This is a genomic window from Fibrobacter sp. (assembly GCA_024399065.1).
In the GTDB taxonomy this organism is placed as follows: domain Bacteria; phylum Fibrobacterota; class Fibrobacteria; order Fibrobacterales; family Fibrobacteraceae; genus Fibrobacter.
Genome location: JAKSIB010000024.1, coordinates 1 through 21,441, shown reverse-complemented (window position 1 = coordinate 21,441; position 21,441 = coordinate 1). Strand labels below are relative to the sequence as shown.

14 protein-coding genes are annotated in these 21,441 nt (G+C 47.7%); 9 read left to right on the top strand and 5 right to left on the bottom strand.

Annotated features, from left to right (window positions below; all coding sequences use genetic code 11):
- Positions 1 to 147: 147 nt before the first annotated feature.
- On the top strand, positions 148 to 1,275 hold the full coding sequence (locus MJZ25_11390) for a KAP family NTPase (protein ID MCQ2124779.1): 1,128 nt from the start codon (positions 148 to 150) through the stop codon (positions 1,273 to 1,275).
- A 3-nt stretch (positions 1,276 to 1,278) separates the two neighbouring features.
- Here MJZ25_11390 and MJZ25_11385 read toward each other — a convergent pair whose 3' ends face one another.
- The 3 genes from MJZ25_11385 to MJZ25_11375 form a co-directional block, all read right to left on the bottom strand.
- A complete protein-coding gene (locus tag MJZ25_11385; protein ID MCQ2124778.1) occupies positions 1,279 to 2,931 on the bottom strand; it encodes a DEAD/DEAH box helicase in 1,653 nt (550 codons plus the stop codon).
- A 112-nt stretch (positions 2,932 to 3,043) separates the two neighbouring features.
- Positions 3,044 to 4,111 carry a glucokinase gene (locus MJZ25_11380; GenBank protein ID MCQ2124777.1) on the bottom strand — a complete coding sequence of 356 codons (1,068 nt, stop codon included), beginning with the start codon at positions 4,109 to 4,111 and terminating at the stop codon, positions 3,044 to 3,046.
- Positions 4,112 to 4,172: 61 nt separating this feature from the next.
- Positions 4,173 to 4,478, bottom strand: coding sequence for a hypothetical protein (locus MJZ25_11375; GenBank protein MCQ2124776.1), 306 nt, complete (start codon positions 4,476 to 4,478; stop codon positions 4,173 to 4,175).
- A 229-nt stretch (positions 4,479 to 4,707) separates the two neighbouring features.
- On the opposite strand from MJZ25_11375, the gene MJZ25_11370 reads away from it, so the two are divergent.
- The 6 genes from MJZ25_11370 to MJZ25_11345 all read left to right on the top strand — a co-directional run bounded on the left by MJZ25_11370 (position 4,708) and on the right by MJZ25_11345 (position 17,744).
- A complete protein-coding gene (locus tag MJZ25_11370; GenBank protein ID MCQ2124775.1) occupies positions 4,708 to 8,385 on the top strand; it encodes an exodeoxyribonuclease V subunit gamma in 3,678 nt (1,225 codons plus the stop codon).
- Position 8,386: 1 nt separating this feature from the next.
- Positions 8,387 to 12,199: a UvrD-helicase domain-containing protein gene (locus tag MJZ25_11365; protein MCQ2124774.1), complete on the top strand. Its 3,813-nt coding sequence runs from the start codon at positions 8,387 to 8,389 to the stop codon at positions 12,197 to 12,199.
- Positions 12,200 to 12,210: 11 nt separating this feature from the next.
- Complete coding sequence (locus tag MJZ25_11360) at positions 12,211 to 14,334, top strand: AAA family ATPase (protein ID MCQ2124773.1); 2,124 nt, start codon at positions 12,211 to 12,213, stop codon at positions 14,332 to 14,334.
- Between the two features lie 430 nt (positions 14,335 to 14,764).
- Positions 14,765 to 15,622, top strand: a complete 858-nt coding sequence (locus MJZ25_11355; GenBank protein MCQ2124772.1) for a TIGR02147 family protein — start codon at positions 14,765 to 14,767, stop codon at positions 15,620 to 15,622.
- Between the two features lie 35 nt (positions 15,623 to 15,657).
- The gene (locus MJZ25_11350; GenBank protein MCQ2124771.1) at positions 15,658 to 16,914 is read left to right on the top strand and encodes a DUF4198 domain-containing protein; all 1,257 of its coding nucleotides are present in this window, start codon (positions 15,658 to 15,660) and stop codon (positions 16,912 to 16,914) included.
- Entirely contained in the window at positions 16,914 to 17,744 is an 831-nt protein-coding gene (locus MJZ25_11345) for a hypothetical protein (protein MCQ2124770.1), read from the top strand. The genes MJZ25_11350 and MJZ25_11345 overlap by 1 nt, the downstream gene beginning before the upstream one ends.
- 44 nt (positions 17,745 to 17,788) lie before the next feature.
- Here the strand turns inward: MJZ25_11345 and MJZ25_11340 are convergent, their stop codons facing one another.
- The gene (locus MJZ25_11340) at positions 17,789 to 19,030 is read right to left on the bottom strand and encodes a hypothetical protein (protein MCQ2124769.1); all 1,242 of its coding nucleotides are present in this window, start codon (positions 19,028 to 19,030) and stop codon (positions 17,789 to 17,791) included.
- Positions 19,031 to 19,034: 4 nt separating this feature from the next.
- Complete coding sequence (locus tag MJZ25_11335; protein MCQ2124768.1) at positions 19,035 to 20,120, bottom strand: hypothetical protein; 1,086 nt, start codon at positions 20,118 to 20,120, stop codon at positions 19,035 to 19,037.
- 44 nt (positions 20,121 to 20,164) lie between these two features.
- On the opposite strand from MJZ25_11335, the gene MJZ25_11330 reads away from it, so the two are divergent.
- Together MJZ25_11330 and hisE are read left to right on the top strand one after the other, a co-directional pair.
- Positions 20,165 to 21,055, top strand: a complete 891-nt coding sequence (locus MJZ25_11330) for a phosphatase PAP2 family protein (GenBank protein MCQ2124767.1) — start codon at positions 20,165 to 20,167, stop codon at positions 21,053 to 21,055.
- Between the two features lie 72 nt (positions 21,056 to 21,127).
- Positions 21,128 to 21,388 (top strand): phosphoribosyl-ATP diphosphatase, encoded by a 261-nt coding sequence (gene hisE / locus MJZ25_11325; protein ID MCQ2124766.1) that lies wholly within the window; start codon positions 21,128 to 21,130, stop codon positions 21,386 to 21,388.
- The last annotated feature ends 53 nt before the right edge of the window (positions 21,389 to 21,441 follow it).

Below are 21,441 nucleotides of genomic sequence, written 5' to 3'. Positions count from 1 at the left end.
AATTCATATTACGGAGGCAAACCTGAATATGATTCTTCTTACAGGGTATAGATAACTTCGTAACAAAACTCTTGACTATACAAATAAGACTATCTATATTAGACTATACAAAATAGATAGTCTATTCTATATAATTGGAGAGATTTTATGGATAATCCATTCATACTCAAACCTTATGGCGGAAAGGATCTGTTCTGTGATCGAGAACAGGAATGCAGAACCATTGTTGACTATCTGCTCAATGGATCCAACGTCACATTGATTTCGCCTCGCAGGTACGGAAAAACAGGACTAATCTATAGAGTTTTGGATGAATTGAATCAATCCCATCCCGGAATTATTTCTTTTTACGTGGACATATATTCATGCAACAACCTTGACGATTTTATTGCCAAGCTATCCACCGCCATCATAAATTCTGCGCCAAAGGAAAGTTTCACCCAAAAATTCATCAATGCCATCAAGGGTGTTCGTCCCATAATGAGATTTGACGCACTAAGTGGGGCGCCTGAAATTTCCATCACCTATCTGGCTCAGACTGAAAAGCAGGAAACCCTCAAGTCCATATTTGATTATCTCAGTTCACTCAAAAAGCCAATTGTTATCGCAATAGACGAATTTCAACAAATCCGCAATTTTCCTGAGCCAAATATGGAAGCCATACTCCGGAGTCATATCCAAATGCTTCCGAACATTAGATTCATATTCTCAGGAAGTCAGAAGCATATCATGAGTGAAATGTTTACTTACGAAAAATCGCCTTTTTATGAAAGTACGCGATGCATCCATCTTGAAAAAATTGACCGCGGTATTTACGGAGAGTTCATTAGAAAACTTTTTGGAAAAGACAAACGCATTCTTACTGACGAAGCACTTGAGTTTATCCTAGACTGGACCCGTGTTCATACCCACTACACCCAAGTGCTTTGCAATGTTCTGTTCAGTATGAACTTTCGCAAAATAGGTATTGAAGAAGTTTACGAAGGCGCCTTAAAAATTTTACGAGAAGGCGCGGCCGACTTTATGGATAGACGAAGCCTAGTCACGCCCGCCCAATGGAATTTTTTGACCGCAGTCGCAAAGGAAGAATCCGTATCCAAGCCCACAGCTGCAAAATTTCTCGTAAAGTATAATATCGGTCAACCCGCAAATTCTCGACGAATTTTGCAAGCTCTTTTGGACAAGGAACTTCTTCTAGAAACCACGACTCTTGACGGCAAACACTACAGCGTTTACAACGTCTTTTTGAGTCGATGGCTAGAACGGCTTAATTAAGGATTACTTCACTTTACTTAGGAGTGCCTGTGCGGCGGCGCTGGCGGCGGCCTGTTCGCGCATGCGTTTGCGTGCGCGGGAACCGGGACGGTTCTTGCCAATGGTGCGGCGGTTCAGATTATCACCTTCTGTGGCACCGTTCTGGTTCTGCGAGCGATTGCCGTTTTGATTCTGCTGCGGATTCTGCTGACGGTTATCGTTACGGCGGTCGGGACGACGGCCGAACTTTTCTGCACGATTGCCACGACGTTCTTCACGAGACTGCGGGCGGTTTTCTCCGCGGCCTTCTCCCAGCTGCATATTTTCACGAGCCATTTCCGCAGCACGAGCATTGCGCTTGTCAGCCTGATGCTTGCGCCAATCAAACTTTGCGGGCTGCGCGCCTTCACCGGCCCCACGTTCCTGACCAGCATTCTGACGGTTGTCGCGACCGCCCTTCTGACCATTCTTTCCGTGGGGCAAACGACCGCGGGCATTGCGCAGTTCGCTTTCGGGAGTTTCCTTCTGCTGTTCAGGCAACTTCTCGTAAATAGCCTTGTCACCTTCAGGAACCTTCACGCGGGTCAACTTTTCAATGGCACGCAAGTCAGATTCTTCGTCCGGTGCGCAGAAGGAAATGGCAACGCCTTCTTTGCCGGCGCGAGCGGTACGTCCAATGCGATGCACGAAAGTTTCCGGCTCGTTAGGCAAATCGTAATTGAATACGTGGGTCACATCATCCACATCAATACCGCGGGCTGCGATATCGGTGGCCACCAGCACACGAATCTTTTCGCCCTTGAAATTGCCGAGAGCTTCCTGGCGGCGATTCTGGCTCTTGTTGCCGTGAATGGCGGCACACTTGATGCCAGCCTTTTCCAACACGCGGACAATCTTGTCGGCCCCATGCTTTGTGCGAGTAAAGACCAGCACCTTGGTCATCTCTTCATGTTCTGCCAAGAGTTCCTTCAACAAGGCACCCTTACGGCGCTTATCGATGCGATACAGTTCCTGACGGATGCGTTCAATGGGAGTGCTCTGGGGAGCCACCTCAACGCGGACCGGATCTGCATTCAAGATAGTTGCAGCCAGGTCAGAAATTTCCTTGGGCATGGTGGCGCTGAAGAACAAGTTCTGACGCTTGCCCGGCAACATTCCCACCACCTTACGGATGTCATGAATGAAGCCCATATCAAGCATACGGTCCGCTTCATCCAGCACAAAGAATTCCACGTTCTTCAAGGTCACGGCGTGCTGGCCGATCAAATCCAGTAAACGGCCCGGAGTAGCCACCAGAACATCAACGCCACGAACCAGAACATTCTTCTGCTTCACATCGCTGACGCCGCCGAAAATGCAAGCGGTAGAAATGGCGGTGTACTGGGCGTACATCTTGAAGCATTCTTCCACCTGGATCGCCAATTCGCGGGTGGGCAGCAAAATCAAAGCGCGGCAAGTTTTCGGCTGACGGAACTTTCCGGAATCCAGCAGGCGCTGCAAAATAGGCAACGCAAATGCGGCGGTCTTACCCGTTCCCGTCTGGGCGATACCCAACAAGTCCTTACCTTCCAGCAAGCTGGGGATGGACTGTTCCTGAATGGGAGTAGGCTGTTCATAACCAACAGTGCGGACTGCACGCTGGAGCGGTTGAGCTAACGGAAGTTCTTCAAAAGTCATAAGGCGCAAATTAGAAAATTAAACCACCCATTTAAAGGGTAAAGGAAAAGCCCTCCATTGACTGGAGGGCTTTTTCGCACATGTTCTGCGAGCAATTTGCAGTTACTTGCAATTACTTCTGCAGATTCAAGCTTGCGTTTGCAGCACCATAAAGGCTGATGCTGTAATCCTTGATGATGTACACCGGAATCTTGTTCAAGAGCGGGCGGATGTTCGGATTGTAGTTCTTTTCGAAATACTGCATGAACAAATTATCGCGTTCCAACCAGCGAAGGTCCTTCTGCACGGTACCGCCAGCCAGGTAGAAACCGCCGAGGGGCAGGAACAAGGTAGCGGCATCGCTAGCGAAGCGAGCCAGCATCTTCACGAAGAGGCGCATCATTTCTGCAGCAACCGGATCGTTATCGCTTGCGCGGCTAATGTACTTCGGGCGATCATTGGGTTCAGTTTCTTCAATCTTCTGGAAGTATTCGTTGTTCGGGACGCCGCGAGTTTCCTTCCACCATTCGTACATATTACGAAGGCCCATGCCGGAGACCAGCGGTTCTACGCCAGGAACCATGCCAAGTTTCTGCTGCATGTAATCGTGGAATTCCTGAGAGTCCTTGTCGAAGGGAGCGAAAGTAGAGTGGCCGCCTTCGGAGGAAGCGGGAATGTACTTCTGGCCATCAAATGCCAGGAAGCCAACGCCCATGCCAGTACCCGGGCCAATCACAGCCTTGGTAGCAGCCTGAGGCTTGGGAGAAGAACCGTCGGTGTGGATCAACTTGTGGATCTGTTCCGGATCGTCAACATCCAGAGTGGGGATGCCGTAGCTGATAGCCATGAAGTCGTTAATGACGAGTGTGGGGATGCCAGTAGCAGCAGAGAGGGCGTCGCCATCCACAGACCACGGGAGGTTGGTCATGACGCACTTGTTGTTAGCCACGGGACCAGCAGCGCTGATGCAAATGTGGGAAGGCTTCAAGTCTGCGCGAGATTCGGCAGCAATCTTCAAGGTTTCGCGGATGGGAGTGTCCAGACCGTCGATGTCCTTGGAGGGGCAGACAGTTTCCAAAATCAGGGTGAACTTGCCATCCTTGTAGCCTACGAGACCCAGGTTGGTGTTGGTACCACCGATGTCGCCAGCCAAAACAAGACGGTCAAACTTTGCGTCGGGATTCTTCCATTTGATTTCCATAATAAAACTCCATTATTTTAGACTAACAAAATATACTAAAGGACCTACGCGGGGGCAGTTCTCACAGGTCAAACACCCCCATATAAGTACTTCTTTTTTGACAACTTTCCTTTTTTCCTGAGGTGTAAAAAAGAAGAAAATCAACGTCGACAATATTTGGCACAAGCAATTTGCTATTTTTATCATAACACCGCCGATTTACCCTTAACTTGCGGAACTGAAGCTTCAATGCATCGGCTACAGTTTTTGCTGGTACAAGGGAGCCCACATTTGCCTGGGCGAACTGCTCAACTATTAGGTCCAACGCAGGAATCTGCATCCAATGCGGCTCACACCACAAAAGCACCCAGGGAGAATTCGGCTCCATCAAATACAACCTACCCTACGAGCTCCCCGAGACACACGTCCCCGAAGCATTCCAAAGCGTCCCCTGGAACGTATTCTACCTGGTACAGCTGCTGAAGGAGAAGGAAAAATCTAAAAACAACTAGTCAAAAAAAAATGACAAATTTCCACAAGCCAAACGATATACCTTAAGATAGGTTCTCTTCTAGCCCTGTCACTAAACTGTCAAAAATTTATCGTATATTACCACTATGCTGCACCTGAAGTTCGCCTTGAATCTTGAAAATTTGGCCGATGAAATGATTGAAGCCATTTCCGCCAGTTGGAAGAACCCCTTTGTAAGTCCCTTTGTCGTGTTTCCCGATCCGAAACTGGAGCAATGGTTCAGGCTTCGATGGATTCAGAAAAAAGGTGCACTGGCCGGTCTTAGCACAATGATGATTGACCGTTTCCTTATGGAAATTCTCGTAGGCGACGACACCAGCAAAAAGAAACTTAGCGCAGACATGCTCTGCAACGTAATTCTCGCCTACCTGAAAACAGAAAATGGTGGAATATACAATTACGAAAAATTGGGGGACGAAGTTCGACGTTACCTGATTGTCGAAGACAAGGAAGGCAACGCCAAGCTAGATGAAACCCATCTTTTCGACTTCGCCCAAAAAATTGCCATGCTCTTTTTGGAATACGAAACCAGCCGCCCAAGAGAGTTCGTAAAAAATAGCGACGGAAAATCTGCAGAAGGCATTTTGGACAAATGGAAGCAAGGCAACCTTCAGCCCTTCTTCGCCTCTAGCAGAAACGGAGATGTTGCAGTTCGTGAAAAATGGCAACAAATGTTGTATTCCGCCATTTTCCATCAACACAGCAACGAGCCTTCTCTTTTAACTAAAGTCTTCCAAAAAGAAGCCGAACGCAAAAACGATAGCCAGGTCACATACCTTACTATCCCTTTCCTTTATTACAGTTGCCTTGATGAAAGCGGCAAGGCAAACTTTCACTTGGATAAAATCCAGGACCAGCCCCTATTTATCTTCGGCCTTTCAGGCATGGGCCAGTTCTACCGTGTAATTCTTCAAAAGTTCGCAGAGGAACACGAAGTTTATGCCTACATCCAAAATCCCTGCATGGAATTTTGGGAAGATATCGCCAGCGACAAAATGGTCCGCCAGTGGAAAGCGACAAACGGCGTGTGGAATGACTCCGCAGGCAACAAGTTGGACTCTGTCAAAGAACGAATGGGAGTGAACCTTGGAGCAACAGGTTCTGCAGACGAAGCCACCAATGCAACCGACCCGGATGACATTTCTGAATACAAGAACCTCGCAGAAGAGGAAGCAGAGAATAGCCTTCTTTGCACCTGGGGGCGCTCCGGTCGAGACAACATCAAACTTTGGTGTCAGGCAGCCAACTATGACTTTGATTTTGACGAAAGTAATGGGAATATTGCCGCAGCAAAAGACCTTCCTCAGGACACATTGCTGCACAGGCTACAATACGCAATTACAAATCGTTCCAATGAGGTAAACAAAAACGAAGAAGATTCCAGCGAAAACACCGACCGCAGCCTTACCCTTACTGCAGCCCCCACGAAAATTCGTGAGATGGAGTCGCTTCATTCAGAAATTTGCAAGCTGTTGCAGAATGGTGCCAGAGTAAGCGATATTCTGGTGGTTTCTCCGGATCTGGATAGCTATCGTACCGCAATTAAAACAGTCTTTGACCAGACTCCTGATAAGAAGACTGCGGAAACAAATACAGAAGGCTACCTCCATATCCCTTTCTCCATCGTAGACTCTCCTGCACACAGTTCCTTGACAGAAAATGCCTTGAGGGACTTGTTCACCATTTTGGAAAGTAATACCATCGGAAGGCCTCAATTTTTCAGTCTCATGCGCAATCCCGTCGTACAATACACCCGCGGAATCAAGGAGGACGAAGTCAACGATTGGGAAACCTGGATTGAGGAAACCAACGTCTATCGTGACCGCAGTTCTAAAAAACAGGACTGGGCAGATGGAGTCCGTCGCCTGCTTCTATCCAAAATGACAAAGAACCTTGTGAAATTCGGTGACGAAGGTGCGACTCTCAAGCCCTATTCCGACATGGCCACCAGCAACAATACAAGTCTTTGTCACTTTGTGGAAGCCATTAACGATCTTAAGGACTGGATCAAATTCGGTTCTCTTGGGAAATTAGACAACCTTGATTTGCTAAATGACCATATCAATGCATGGCTTGCCATGACCGGCGCATCCGACGGCTTCGCCGGTGAAACCATCATTTTCAAGCGAGTGGTCGAATCTGTGGAAAATCTCCGCTACCAGCTGGACACCGGCATCGACGCCATCTCCTGGAAGATTATTGAACAGAGTTTGATTACCGCGGCTCAGGGTTCTGCATATAGTTGCGGCAACCTCTTCGTGAACGGCATAACTTTCATGAAATTTATCCCCAACCGTATCATCCCCGTAAAGCACCTGTTCTTCATTGGAGGCGACTCTATCAATTTCCCTGGAGCAAAACAGCAGAACACCTTGGACTTACGCAAGTCTAGCCGTCCTTGGCCAGGCGACGATTCACCTATTGCAAAACGCCGTTACGCATTCCTTTGCCAACTCATGAGCGTAAGCGAAGGTTTCCACATCAGCTTTGTGGATCAAGACATCAAAAAGGACGCAGAACTTTACCCCACTTCCGTGGTAAACGACATCCAGAAATTCCTGAACAAGAATGGCATCACATGGAATCGTGATAAGGTTTCCTTGGATGAAACTCGCAGCACCTCCGAACTGTTCACTCCCAAAAGCCTTCGCAACAAGAAAGCCTATGTGGACATGATTCACAATGGCAACGCAAAGGCTCGAGTCAATCGCAAAACCCGTGGCGACGAATCCACGGACATCAAGAACATTACCGTCAAAATTCCGGAACGGGTATCCCTTTTCCAACTTCGCAAATTCCTAGAAGACCCCTTTGAATTTCGCATCAGCCTTATGATGATGGAACAGGATGATGACGACCCCGAAAAGGAACTGTTTGAACCAATCTATTTTGACAAGTTGGAAGAAAGCAATCTTCTCAAGATGATGCTGGCGGCAGAACTTTCCAACAAGGAAGACGAATTGAAAAAGTTCATGAAGGATTCCGAATTCAAGGGAAAGATGCCGGACCAGATTTTCAGCAATAAAATCTGGAATGATTTGAGTGTCAAAAAGAATCTCATCCTAAACCAGATGGGAACGGCCAAAATCCAGGAATTAAAAGACAGTTGGACATACAAGGATCGCCTGCAAGATTTGCAACTTCTTCGCGGAGACGGAACCAAGTGGAATTTGTCCGGAACCATGGATTGGTGCAACAACAAGGATTTAGGTGAAGTGACGGAAATCATTTCCGTTACAACTTCTGAACAGTCTGCCCCAAAAATCAAGTTCAGCAAGTACACTAGTCCCTACGTCAAGGCTTTGGCACTACTCGCATTGAAATGCGAAAAACATCCCGAAAAAGCAGATGCCGAACAGACCATCGGAATTTCCATTTACTCTTGCGACCCCATGATGGGCGGTCCCGCCACAACATCCGTGACCATGACGCCCTCTAACGCGAAAGCAATGCTGGAAACGATTTATAGTGAAGCTTTCGGGTGCGAAGCGTCCCAGAAAATGCCTTACAGCAAGGCTGCTCCTGCAGACCTTCTAAACGAAATCGACGAATCTGACGATATCTATAGTTACAGAAGCAAACTGCTGGATGGTCCCTGGGCATACTTCGGAAAGAAAGCCCTTTTTGACCCCGCCAAGGATGTGGGATTTGATGGAGACAATTTCCAGGAACAGTGGGCAGCCGCAACTGCAAAGATGAAATCCCTGATGAAAATCAAGGCCTACGAAAAGCCCGCAAAGGCTACCAAGAAGAAGGAGGCCTAAAATGAGCGAAGTATTAAAAAGTTTTGATCTTAAAAATTTTGATCCGAGGCACAGCCACTTTATTGAAGCATCCGCCGGAACAGGCAAGACCTATACCATTCAGCTCATGGTTTCCAAGCTGATTAGCCAGGGAACTCCCCTCAAGAAAATTCTCATCGTGACCTACACCGAAAAGGCCGCAGGAGAATTGAAGGATCGTATCCGCAAGAAAATCAATGAAGTTCTTGAATTCAAAAAGATTAATAAAGATGACGAAAACGAGCAGGAGCTTTCCAAGGACATTCTATCCCTTTTCGCAAAAGCTAACCAGGACGTAGATAACGCAGCCATCTTTACCATTCATTCCTTCTGCCAAAAATCATTGAAGGAATATGCTTATGATGCAGGCCGACCTTTCGATATGGCCATGATTGATGATGCCAACGTCACAACTCTGGTAGAACAGTACATTCGTGACGTTTGGGCTCACGATGAAAAATTCCAACAGCTTCTGAAAAATGAAAAGACAGAATCCTTGGCAAATAAATTGGCAGGAACTCTTGTCGGCGCCATCAACAGCTATAAAGGCAGCAGCAAGACTGGCGAAATCATCCCTTTGGATGGAGTCACGCTTCCTGAAATCAATGGCTACAAAATCAGCCTGGAAGCCCTTGAAAAAATCGCATGCGCAGAAACCTTCGAAGATCTTAAAGTCATCCCTGGCTTTGAGGAAGAGCTAAAATATTTCGAAGACGCCGCTAGTTCTGAAACAAGAGCCGCAGACTTTGTACAGGATATCAAAACCTGGATAAGGAACCAGAAGCCTCTTTTCAACGGAAGATCATTCCAGGAACGCTATTTTAGCGAAGGACTGAAAAGCCACTTTAATGTTCTGAAGGATATCAAGGACTTCTTAGGCAACGTAGACGACATTCTTAGTTTCGCACGTTACGAAGATTTCCTTTGCAAGCAAATCCCCATCCTTTTTGACCATTGGCAGAAGCAAAAGAAGGATGACAAGCGTCAATCCTTTAACGACATGATTCTTTCTGTCCACAAGGCAATTACCGAAAGCAACAACCTTAAGGACAAACTTCGTCAGCAGTTTAATTACGCCATCATTGACGAATTCCAGGACACCAACAAACTGCAATGGGATATTTTCCGTACGGTATTTTTGAACGTTCCCGATCATTCGATCTTTGTCGTTGGCGACCCTAAGCAGTCCATCTACAGTTTCCAGGGCGCAGATGTCAACGTCTATAAAGCTGCCGTTCAGGAAATCAAGTCCGGAACATCCCTAAACAACAACTTCCGTTCTACCACAGGCATCATTGAAGGTTGTAACGAACTGTTCAAAGGATCCTTCTTTACCCCTGCAGAAGGAGTAGAGAAGCTCGTTGACTTTACGCCTTCGGGTTCTCCTGCAAATCAAAGCCAGCAAAAAGTTCCACCAACTGTAAACGGAAAGGAAATTGCCCCCATTTGGTTGAGCAAAAATGAAATTTCCAGCCTGGAATTCGCCCGGACCGTCGTTTCAAAAATTGTAGACTGGTGTTCCTTTGAAAACGGCAAAACTCGCCTGCAAGTATTTGACAAAAAGAATTGCCGCAAATATCGTGATGTTTCCTTCAAGGACTTCGCTGTTCTAGCACGTACCCGTAGCGAAATGGAAGAGATTGAAGATTCTCTTCGATACGCCGGTGTACCTTTCAGCCGTTACAAGGACAGCAACCTTTTCAATAGTCGCGAATGCGCCGAATGGATTGCATTGTTCCGCGCCCTCAACGCACCGGATTTTTCCGCATGGAACCGTAGGCTTTTAAGCGAAGTTCTGATTACGGATTTCTTCAAAACCGTTTTCACGAAAAATGATGCAGATTCTTCTGAAGACCACAGCATGGACGAGCTCCATTATGTGGATAGCAAGACCTTTGACGATCCCAATAATCACGAACGCAAGCTCCTAAATGCATGGCGAGATTTGGCCCTTAAGCACCGCTACGCGGAAATGCTGGAACGCATCTACAGCGACACGCAAATTGAGCAGCGCCTTATGGACATTTCCAAGCTGCAAAATCTTGCAAAGTTGCGTCAAATTGGAAACTATGCTATTGAGTTCCTTTATAGCCACAACTGTTCTCTGGAAGATTTGGTTCGTCATCTTGACGGTCTTGCTGCATTCCGTGAAGACGCCGACGATGAAGATGGAAGCCTGGTGGAAAAAGGTACCGATTATGACGCCGTGCAAATTATGACCATTCATGCCTCCAAGGGTCTGGAATTCCCAGTGGTCATTTCCGTAGCCGGATTCAAGGGCATCAACAACTCCTCCAAGGGTCCTTTCCTATATCATGGCGATGATGGAATTCATCTGGGTCTTGGTCCAAATGCAAAAAATGCCCGCAAGGCAGAAGAACTTGAAGAATGGAAGCGCCTTTTCTACGTTGACTTTACCCGCGCTTCTTCTATCTTGATTTTGCCCCGTTATGAAAACTGGACAAAGAAGGACAAAAAGACTGGCGTTGTCACTGGAGTCAAGGAGGAATTCAAGTTCCTGTACGATTCCCACAATGAGTTTTACGACAATGCCGAAATTGTTGACAATGAAGGCGGTCACAATCTGAGCTATCCATGCTTCACCGTTCTGGAAACAGATAGTGCATGGAGTATCAGCGAAAAGAAGGAACAGGTCAAGAATAACATCTTGTTGCCTCTTAGTGAAAATGACAACCAGCAAGAATCCATCCAAGATGTAGAAATCAAAATTCAGGAACAGAAGATTGCCATGGAATCTCTGCAAAAGCAAGTTCCTCATGCCTGCATTATGCAGTATTCCTATTCCTCTCTTTCGGGAAAGGCTGACAACGGCATCAGTAACGAAGACGATTCACCGCTGGACCAGAACGGCGATGACCGCGACGACAATGCAGAAATCGTAAGCAGGAACAAAGTTTCCATCAAGAGCATTGACGTAAACGCCGTGGACTGTTCCATGCCCTACGAGGATAATCAAGATTACCAGAGCCATTATGAAGAAAACGTAAAGAAGTTCCCCCGCGGAAGCAAGCTGGGTAACGCCATCCATCACGTCTTTGAACGTGCAAGGTTCTTCGAAATTGGGCAGTCCTTGCCCACTCTGGAAAGTGCCCTAAACGACGCCAAGAGTCAGAACATCATTGAGGAAGAATTCAAGAACGAATCCCTCCCCATCTGGAATCATAAGGATGCGTGGACTGAAATTGCCATCAGCTACGTTTGGAATACGCTGAACGCAAAACTTCCCGTCATTGAAGGAAACGCAGCCACAGGCGCCACCTTCTCCCTCACGGAAATTCCTCTGACAGATCACAAGGCAGAAATGCAGTTCAACTTGAATGCAAACGAAATCCAAAGTGGCGATGCATCCAACGGTACCAATGAACCTACGGCAAATCTTCACAAGTTCTGCAAGGGTTTCATTGACTTGATGTTCGTACGTGAAGATGCAGAAGGCAACAAGCGCTACAGCATTTTGGACTGGAAGTCTGACGTACTTGAGGAAAACCGCTACACGCCTGCAGCATTAAAGGAACGTGTGGACGCCGATTATTCCATCCAGCGAGTTCTTTACAGCTACTGCCTGATTCAATGGCTAAAGCAGTTCTATGGCGAAGGCTCCCAGGAAAATCTGACAGAAGAAGAAATCTTCCAAAAGCATTTCGGCGGCATCTATTACGCCTTTGTACGCGGAACCTTAGGCGGTAGCGGCAGAGGCATCTACGCCCAGACCTGGAATAGCTACGACGATCTTAAAAACGCCTACGGCGAAATCAAGAAGCTGATGAGCAAGTAGGAGACTATACGATGAACTTTATCGAAAGCGAAAACTTCAACGAATTCTACGACGCATTGAAAGACCTGCGTGGTATCAACTCCATTGACAAGCACCTGCTAAACTTATTGTTTGAAATTCAGCCAGATATGGATTTGCCGACCCAGAAATTTCTGGCGCTGTGTTTTTCTCTGCTCGGAGATGGCAACACACGTCTGCCTCTTGATGAAAATCTGTTTAATGAGATGTGGATCCGAAAATGGCAAGGTCTTGTCCAGCTGAACATCAGTACGTCAGAAACAGAAGTCAGCGAATCTGATTTTCCGAAAGCAGAAGATTTCGGAAACATCGTTACAGCAGGCGCCACGCAACTTCTGAACATGGACTTTCCTGAAATTACGGAAAACCGATCCTGCAATGAGCCCTTGGATACTGATGAATATTCCAAGCCGTTCATCATTACTACAGGAGAAATTTCCTACCTGTATTTCGCCAAGCATTTCAATGCAAAATGCTACATCGAAAAGGCGGCAGCCCAGCTGTTCAAAAATGGATCCACCCCCAGCGACGAATCCATTCAGGAATGCATCCAAGAAATTTCCAAAATTCGCAAGCCTATTAAGGGAAAACCATTCCTAATCAACAACCAGCAAGCAACCGCCATCCTTCGCGGCCTTACAGAAAACTTGATTATTACAGGTGGACCAGGCACTGGCAAAACCACCGTTGTGCTGTACATCCTTTGGAAGCTGCTGCAATCTAACAGCGAAATGCTGGACTGGACAATTTACTTGGCGGCTCCCAGCGGCAAGGCCGCAGACCGCATGCGAGAAAGTCTTTCCGATGGACTTTCAGCCATTGAAGATTCCTTCAAGGAAAGTGAAAGCGGCGCACGCATTTTCAAAAAATTGAAAGACCTTGAAAGCAGCACCATTCATCGCCTACTGAAATTCTCCCGAGAAAAAGGAGACTTCCATTATAATAAAGATGAACAATTCTCCAAAAACTCCATCTTTGTTATTGATGAAGCCAGCATGATCGACATCGAAATGTTTGCAGCCCTTCTGCAGGCAATTCCCGAAGGCGCCCGTATTTTCATTCTGGGTGATCCGTACCAATTGCCGTCCGTAGATTCCGGCGCAGTCCTTGGAGAAATTCTCAAGGCAAAAAACAGTACCCGCAATTTTACCGTAAAGTTGGAAATTTCCAACCGCTTTACAGACGATTCCCTCATCGGACGCCTAGCTCACGAAATCAAGACTGTAGCAGAAACGAAAGACGAGCTCAAGTTCAGGCCACACAACTTTCTGTTGCACCCGTCCCTCAGCACCGAAGGCGACACCATGTCATACGCATCGACATCCAACGTAAAAACAAAGGATCTCGTATCGTATTACCGACTGGAACCGGAAAGCGAAATCAAGACTCCAAAGAAACTTGAAGAAAAGCGTGTGGAAAAAATCGTCAACGATTGGGTTCAGAATTTTAAAAGGCTGTCCGAACTGGCTGAAAAAATACACCCCAATGTAACAACGGGTGAAACGGAAATTCGCGATGAGCTTTGGGAGTTGAGTCTTACCCAGAGAATGCTTTCTGCGGAACGCCGAGGCGCCCGTGGTGTAGAAAACCTGAACAAGAAGGCATGCAGTAAACTCCACAGCCTTTGGAAAAAATCCCACCAAGAAAATGATTCTCAATCTGCAGGGACACTCACCACCCAAGCAATTCAAGATTCCGGTTATTTCCCGGGTCAGTTCCTGATTATTACCCAAAATCAGGAAATGTACAAGCTGTACAACGGCGACACAGGCATTGTGGTCTTCGACGAACACACTCCCTACTTGATGCTAAAAAAGGCTCCCCCACAAGACAGCAATATTGTCCGAGACAACTATGTGTTCTATCCTCTGGCTGTTTTACCGGAGGACGCCATCGAAAGCGCCTTTGCCATTACCATTCACAAGTCCCAGGGTTCCGAGTATAAGCACGTGACCATGTTTTTGCCCAAGCAAAAGGGTCACCCCTTGCTCACCAATCAAATCCTTTATACCGGAGTCACCCGTGCAAAGGAATCGGTAACAATCATAGCCTCTCCCGAGACTTTCAAGGCTGCCTGCTGTACTGTCACCGAGCGCGAAACAGGTATAGAGCTATAAATGCATGACGTCAATCACCCCCGCAGAGATTCTTTTACCGCAAAATCCCGTATTTGCAGTCATTGATTTCACCAAAAACACGAAAATGGGATGCTAAACGGTAATTTCACACTGATTTAGTAACCCCATTTTTGAATATTTCAGTAAAATTTTCACTAATTCATAGGAAAAGCTAGTCAACTAGGTTACTAAACCGATTTTCCACCCTACTTTAGTAACCTTTTTCTCTGCAAACAGAGCGAATAAACTAATAAAAGGGTTACTAAGCACAGCCTTGAAGGGATTTTAGTAACCTGTTTTCGCAGAAATCCCTCAAAATACGCTCCGAAAAAGGGGCGTTGAGATTTACTGTTGTAAATTAGGCAACGGAACTTCAACGCCCACAACGCTTTGTAACATTTTTTTATCTTTAGGTATATAAATTATAGATATGCCTGAAGTATTAGAATACCTAGAATACCGCGAATTTTTGAGGGATTGGTTTGTCGAAACAAAGAAGGACAACCCTTTTACCTCATACCGTTACCTTGGACAAAAAACCGGCGTTGACCCCGCCTGGCTGGTCCGCGTATTCCAGAAGGAAGGCCATCTGAACGAAAGCACCCTGCCGGTGTTCATTCGCCTTTGCGGCTTGGACGACCGTCGCGCCGAATACTTCAAGACCCTTTACCGTTTTAACAAGACCAAGGCAAAGCAGGCTCTTTCCGAGCTGTACTACCGCCTTATGGAACTGCGCTCCCTGGAAACCCGCGTGCTTTCTACACCGGAACTTTCCTACTTCGGAAGCTGGGCCTGCGCAGCCCTTCGCGCCCTCATCGGCATTACCAAGGACACCAGCGACATTAGCAAGCTGGGTTCCAACCTGACTCCCGCCATCTCCCAGGATGAGGCCCGCAACGCCCTTGGCGTCATGAAGCAGCTGGGCCTTGTGGTTCCCGACGGCAACGGCGGTTGGAACATCACCGACCAGATCATCAGCACCGGCGGCGAAGTCAAGAGCTCTGCCGTCCGCGATTTCCATAGGCATACCATGGAACTGGCTTTGGAATCCTTGGACCGCCACAAGCCCGAGGATCGTGACATTTCCAGCGTGGTGTTTACCGCCGACGAATCCGACTTGCCGGAAATTCGCCACCGTATCGAAGAATTTCGTCGTGGTTTGCTGCAATTTGCCCGCAAGAGCGAACGCGCCGACCGCGTCTACGCGCTAAATATCGCCATGTTCCCCCTCTCCAACAAGGTGGATGACCCCTGTACAGGTTCTGAACCGCCTAAAAAGGGGGAATGATGAATTTTTCAAAAGAAAATTTATATCTTTCAAGCATGCTCAAGTCAATCAGGACATCAGCCCTTGCAACAGGGTTCTCCTTGACAGCCATGGCCTTCGGTCTTGGTCTTTCAGCATGTTCTGACACTAACGTAGCAGGCGGCGGCCCCTCCGGTACCGAAGCCGGCAACGCTATTACCGCACAGATTTTGACTGCAGACGCACAACCCGCGGCTCTTGCCAAGGTTCGTCTCACCCCACGCCAGGAACTGGACAACGAAGGTTCCTACACTGCCGAAACCGACAAGGACGGCAAGGTTTCCTTCAATGATGTGGCAAAGGGAGAATATATCCTTGAAGCTGCCCTGGATGGCAACGCCCTGCAAATGAATGTTTCCAAGGACAGCGAAAAACTCGATCTTGGCAAGAACAACCTCGCAAAAACCGTTTCCGTTAGCGGCGATGTGAAGGGTGAAGGCACCATCAAGGTCCGTGGTTTAAACCACTCCGCACCTGTCAAGAACGGCAAGTTCCAGTTAGATTCCCTGCCCGCAGGTCACTTGGACTTGGTGTTCATTCCTAAGTCTGCAGACACAGACACTGCCAGCAGCTATGTGCTGGTAGAGGCCGGCCATAAGGCAACCGCAGGCACCTTCGCAAACGAAAGCAAGTCCCTGCTGCTAGACGACTTTGAAGACGGTGACAACCAGCATCGTTTCGCACCTATGTACTTCGGACCAAGCGAAGGCGGTTGGTGGTACGTTTCTCACAGCAAGTCCGTAGTTGTTACCGAGGGTTCCCAGATGATCAAGGGTGCCTCTGGCAAAGAAGAAGTCCCCAGCATGACAAAGGACGAAGACGGAAACACCGCACTCCATCTGGTTTTCGACTACGACTCCCTCAAAGCCATGGACTTTGACGAAAAAGGTGAAAGAACAGGATGGCAGTGGGCCAACACAGGCTTCGCCATTGGAAGCAATGACAAGTCCATTTGTTATGACTTGAGCTCTGCAAGCGCAGTTCGGTTCAAGGCCAAGGGTTCTGGCAACTTGAACTTCATCCTTGTCGATGAAACCCACAAGACAAAGGACTTTGACGGTAAGTTTGCAACAAGCAACCTTACCCTCAAGGAAGAATGGACTACCCAGACCATCGATTTGAGTGAGATTGTGGACGAAAGAGCCGGCAGCCTGAAATGCGTCACCCTTCTCTCCTGGGAAATTGTAGGCAATACAGACCTCTGGATTGACGACGTAGAACTGATTGACGCCGATCGCAACAGCATTTGGCAGACCGAGCCTTGGAAAAAGTAATGGCCGACAAACAGGCGGCCAATACCAAAAACTCCAACGCAGTCCATGCGGTAACGTCTAACCAAGACGATCTCTACAAGCATTTAGATGAAACGGTTCGCAAGTACATTGCGACCCGTTTTTTGCGCCCTATCGCTGACCATACACGAGAAGCTTTTGAACAAGCAAAGCAGTTCGTCGCACAGTGCCATTACAAGGAATTCGGCGGCGAAGCTGGCAACACAGCCAACCAACCGCTGACCCTTGTGCTAGACTCAGGCTGCGGTGCTGGAGAAAGCACCCTGCATCTGGCAAAACGTTTCCCAGGCATTCCTGTCATCGGTATCGACAAATCCGCCATGCGTTTAAATAAGGCGGGCAATATTCATCAGTTGGAGCAACTCCCTGGAACAACTTCCGAACCTTCCGTTGACCTGGCCGTTCCCCAGAACGCCTTCTGGGTCCGCGCAGAGCTTCTGGATTTTTGGAGGCTCGCTTTGGAAGAAGTCCAGGCCGGCCGTTGGAACGTCGTTCATCACGCAGTCTTTTACCCGAACCCGTGGCCGAAGGAAAGCGAAGCCGGCAGACGTTTTCACCTTCACCCCATCTTCCCTACCCTCATGGCTCTAAGCCCAGTAACAGAACTTAGAACCAACTGGGAAATCTACGCCAGGGAATTTGCAGCGGCCGCCCGCATCGTTTGCGGAGAAACGTCACACGGCGACACACTTGCTTACAACATCGCCGATATCGTTTGCGAAGCCTTCGACCCCGCAACTCCCGAAACGGCCTTTGAACGTAAGTACAAAGAAGCCCGCCAGCAGCTGTGGCGGGTCCTCGTAAAGCAATAATTTTTTAGAACGCCCAATGAATCGCGGGCGATTTTCGCAGGTTTCTATCGATTGTTGCTGCGGTCGTTCAGCCAGTTGATAAAGGCCTTGGTACCACGAGTAAACTTCACATCGATCTGAGCGCCTTCGCGAACGATGAACTCGGAAAGACCATACTTTCCACCATCGGTGCGGCCCCAGTCATAGGTGTAGCCCAGACGAGTCCAAGGGAAGCCACCTTCGCCAGCATAGGCCTTGGCCTTGGTTTCGTCGAACCAATTCTTGAACCACTTAGCCTTTTCTGCATCATCACTTTCAAAGTTTTCAGTGAATTCAGCACTCATCATGCTGCTTGCCACATCGGGAATATTTGCCGGACGGTACAGATCCTTGACTTCGGCCCAGAACACCGTGAAGTGTGTTGCCGGAAATTCCGGAGACTTACCCAAGAGTTGCTTCAAGCGCAGATTCCAGTTTTTCACCTTATCGAAATTCTCGTTATACCACTTCACGAATTCCTTATCGGTATAGGCCCAGAGGACTTCATCCTTCAAGGTCACCATTTCACCATCCTTGAACTTATCCGGGTCATTGTGCCAAGCCACCAGAATCACCTGGGTGTTGTCACCACTCATGGCAGCGTAATCCGCATGAGGACCGATAGAAACCAGCGGTTCAATATCGTCGCTGGTCAAGTTTGCAGCGGCCTTCACAGCGGCTTCATACTTTGCCATATTCAGGGAATCCTTGTTCACAAAGGAAACTGTATTGCCCTTGGTATCGATCACATCGCAGTACGGAATGCTATTGGCTGAAATTGCAACCTGATTTCTTTCAAAGTGGTCAACCAGAAGATCTTCATCATGGTAAAACAGCTTATCATTTTCCAGGAAGGAAATCACAATTTTGCAGAAGCCCTGTTCAGGAATCTTGACTGCAACGGGGAAAGCACGCTTGCCATTGTCAGAAGTATCAAGAGTCAGCTTGGTTTCTTCGCCAGCACATGTGTATTCATAAGAATAAAGCATTGCAGTACCAGGCTGCATCGGGCTATAGAACAAGTTGTCCTGTTCCTTGCTAAAGCCAGGCTTTACCACAATGGTTGAATCACCAAGTTTGACATAATGGGCAATATTGTCTTCACAATAGAAGGCCGGCTGACGGAACACGCCAATAACGCCCGTTTTATTCTGGAAATTTTCCAGGTTTTTCACAACCAAATTCTGCGTGGCGCAGGCAACCAGGGCAGAGCCGGCAGCCACCACTGCGGCAGAGACGAGAGCGGTCTTCATAAACTTATTCATCATTTATTCACCTTGTAATTCCGGCACAAATATAGAAAAAGAGGGATTTTAGGGTTTCGGGATTTTGCGGAAGCCACACTCCTTCAAAGTCAAGATTGCCCTTTTCATCCCGAGTCTTCTTGGCAAAGTAGTTGAATTTCAAACTGGGACTCAGTAGTTCCAGCACAGTTTCCCCGCCAGCCTGCAGGACAATTTTCAACTTTTGAGGAAGTATCACGCGGCCACCGGATTCAAAGGTTTCCAGTCTTTCGCAACCAAGGATGGACTTCAATTCATCCAGCTGATCCTTCGTCAACGTCACAACATCCAGACTATTTCCCAAAGAATCCAAGCTGGCGTAAATCTCGGCGCCGTCCACTTTTTCGATCAAGACCTTCAAGGGCACACCCACCGCAGTATCCCGAGGCGTAATCATTTCATCCAGAAGGGACAAGGCAGCCTGCGTCGTTCCCTCCACGGAAGAGTCTAGCCTGGAGAGGCCTACGGCAACACGAGCCACGCTATCCCTAGAGGAATCACGTTCCGCATTTTTTCTAGACTTACGATTTGCACCAAACTTCGGCATAGTAAGCACTGGTCTTTTGCCTTCAGCAAGCGCTTGATCAAGCACGTCAACACCATTATTTTCAACAACAGATTTGCAAGCAACGAATTGAGCTCCATTATCCTTCAAGAACTTGTTAATCTTTGCAAGTTTTCGCGGAATCCAAACACCCGGAACATTTTCACGACCAATGCGATCCGCAAAGCGAAATTCTTCAATAAGAGTGGAATCCTTATAAAAATCGATGCGAACACCAGTCTTACATTCTGTTGCAAAAGTATCCTGAAGATTTTCTTGCATACGGTTAGTGCGGAGTAATTGCACAAAGTTTCGATAGAGGCGGCCGTCAATGGTTCTCATACGTTTTACTTCACCAAGGCCCACGGCGTAGACAATCATGAAATCCGCACTATCGGCAGTTTCGAACAAATTCAAACTTCTTTTCGCAGAGGACGGCTCGGAAACGGGTTCCTGAAATCCTCGCAACAAAATAAAAGCAGCCACGCAAAGGCAAATAACAACAGCAGCAATTTTCGCAATCAACTTCATAGAAACAAATATATTACTTTTACCATTAGAATACGGACAAATAAATGCGACACATCCTCCCCGCACTCATCATTTTAGCTTTAGCGACTTTTGCAAACGGGCAAGAGGATTCCACTGCCGTCTTAGATAGTACAACCAAAAACTCTGTTGCAACAATATCCAGCACCGAAAAAGAACTTTCACCTTTCGACCATCTTGGACATAATATGTTGTGGAGTGCATTCGGCTGGCCTTTGGCGTTTCACGCTGTTGGTGGTGGCGCTACCTATTTACTGTCAACAAATGACATAGACTTGAGTGTTGCAAAATTTGCAGCAAGGCAATCTGGGCTTGCTTTTAACATAGCGTTTACCCCGGGCATGATGATGGGGACATTTTTCCCCATTCTCGTTCCTGGATACATGTACTTCTTCAGCAAAAATAAAACATTGAACAACACCGGAGCAGTAGCGGCCCAGGCTACCGCAGTCGCCTTCCTTTACAACAATATTTTGAAAGCGATTTCAGGCAGAGCCCATCCCAACGCCGAGGAAAATTCCAAGGCTCTTTCACAAGATTTTAAGTGGGGATTTTTCAGGCGAGGTGTTTTTTACGGCTGGCCCTCAGGACACTCCATGACAAATGCCGCCCTCGCCATGAGCATTGCCAGCTATCATCAGGACAATCCCTGGGTTATTGCAGGTTGCAGCCTTTTCGCAGGCTACGTCGCAACAAGCATGGTTCTCGGCGCCAAGGGAGAAGCACACTGGTTCTCCGACGCCGTGGCAGGGGTTCTTATGGGAGCATCCATCGGCTGGTACATCGGCAACAGTTTCTACAAGGAAAAATCCTCAAGAAAAGGCGCCCACGGCAGTTCTTCAAGTAGCCTTCAATTCGTCATTGCACCCTTATTTTATGACGAATACAAAGGCGCCGCAATATCCATGCTATTCTAAAGCAGGGCCACATTGCCGTCGCCACCATTTTTCTATCTTGTACCTCGTATAAAAATCTAAACGAGGTCAATTATGACATTTGAAGAAATCTACGCGCTGGTTTGCGAACGCAAGAGAACCATGCCCGAAGGCAAGAGCACCACTGAACTTTTCAAGAAGGGTGCACACGGCATCGGCAAGAAGCTGGTTGAAGAAGCCGGCGAAAGCTGGATGGCCGCTCGTTACGAAACTCGCGACGACCAGGCTCTGGAACTGTCCCAGGTGCTCTACTATGTTGCCTGCATGATGGCAGAAAAAGGTCTCACCCTCGAAGAAGTGTACGCTAAACTATGATTAAGGTAGCTCTCCCGAATAAGGGCATGCTCTTTGAACCCACCCAGGAACTT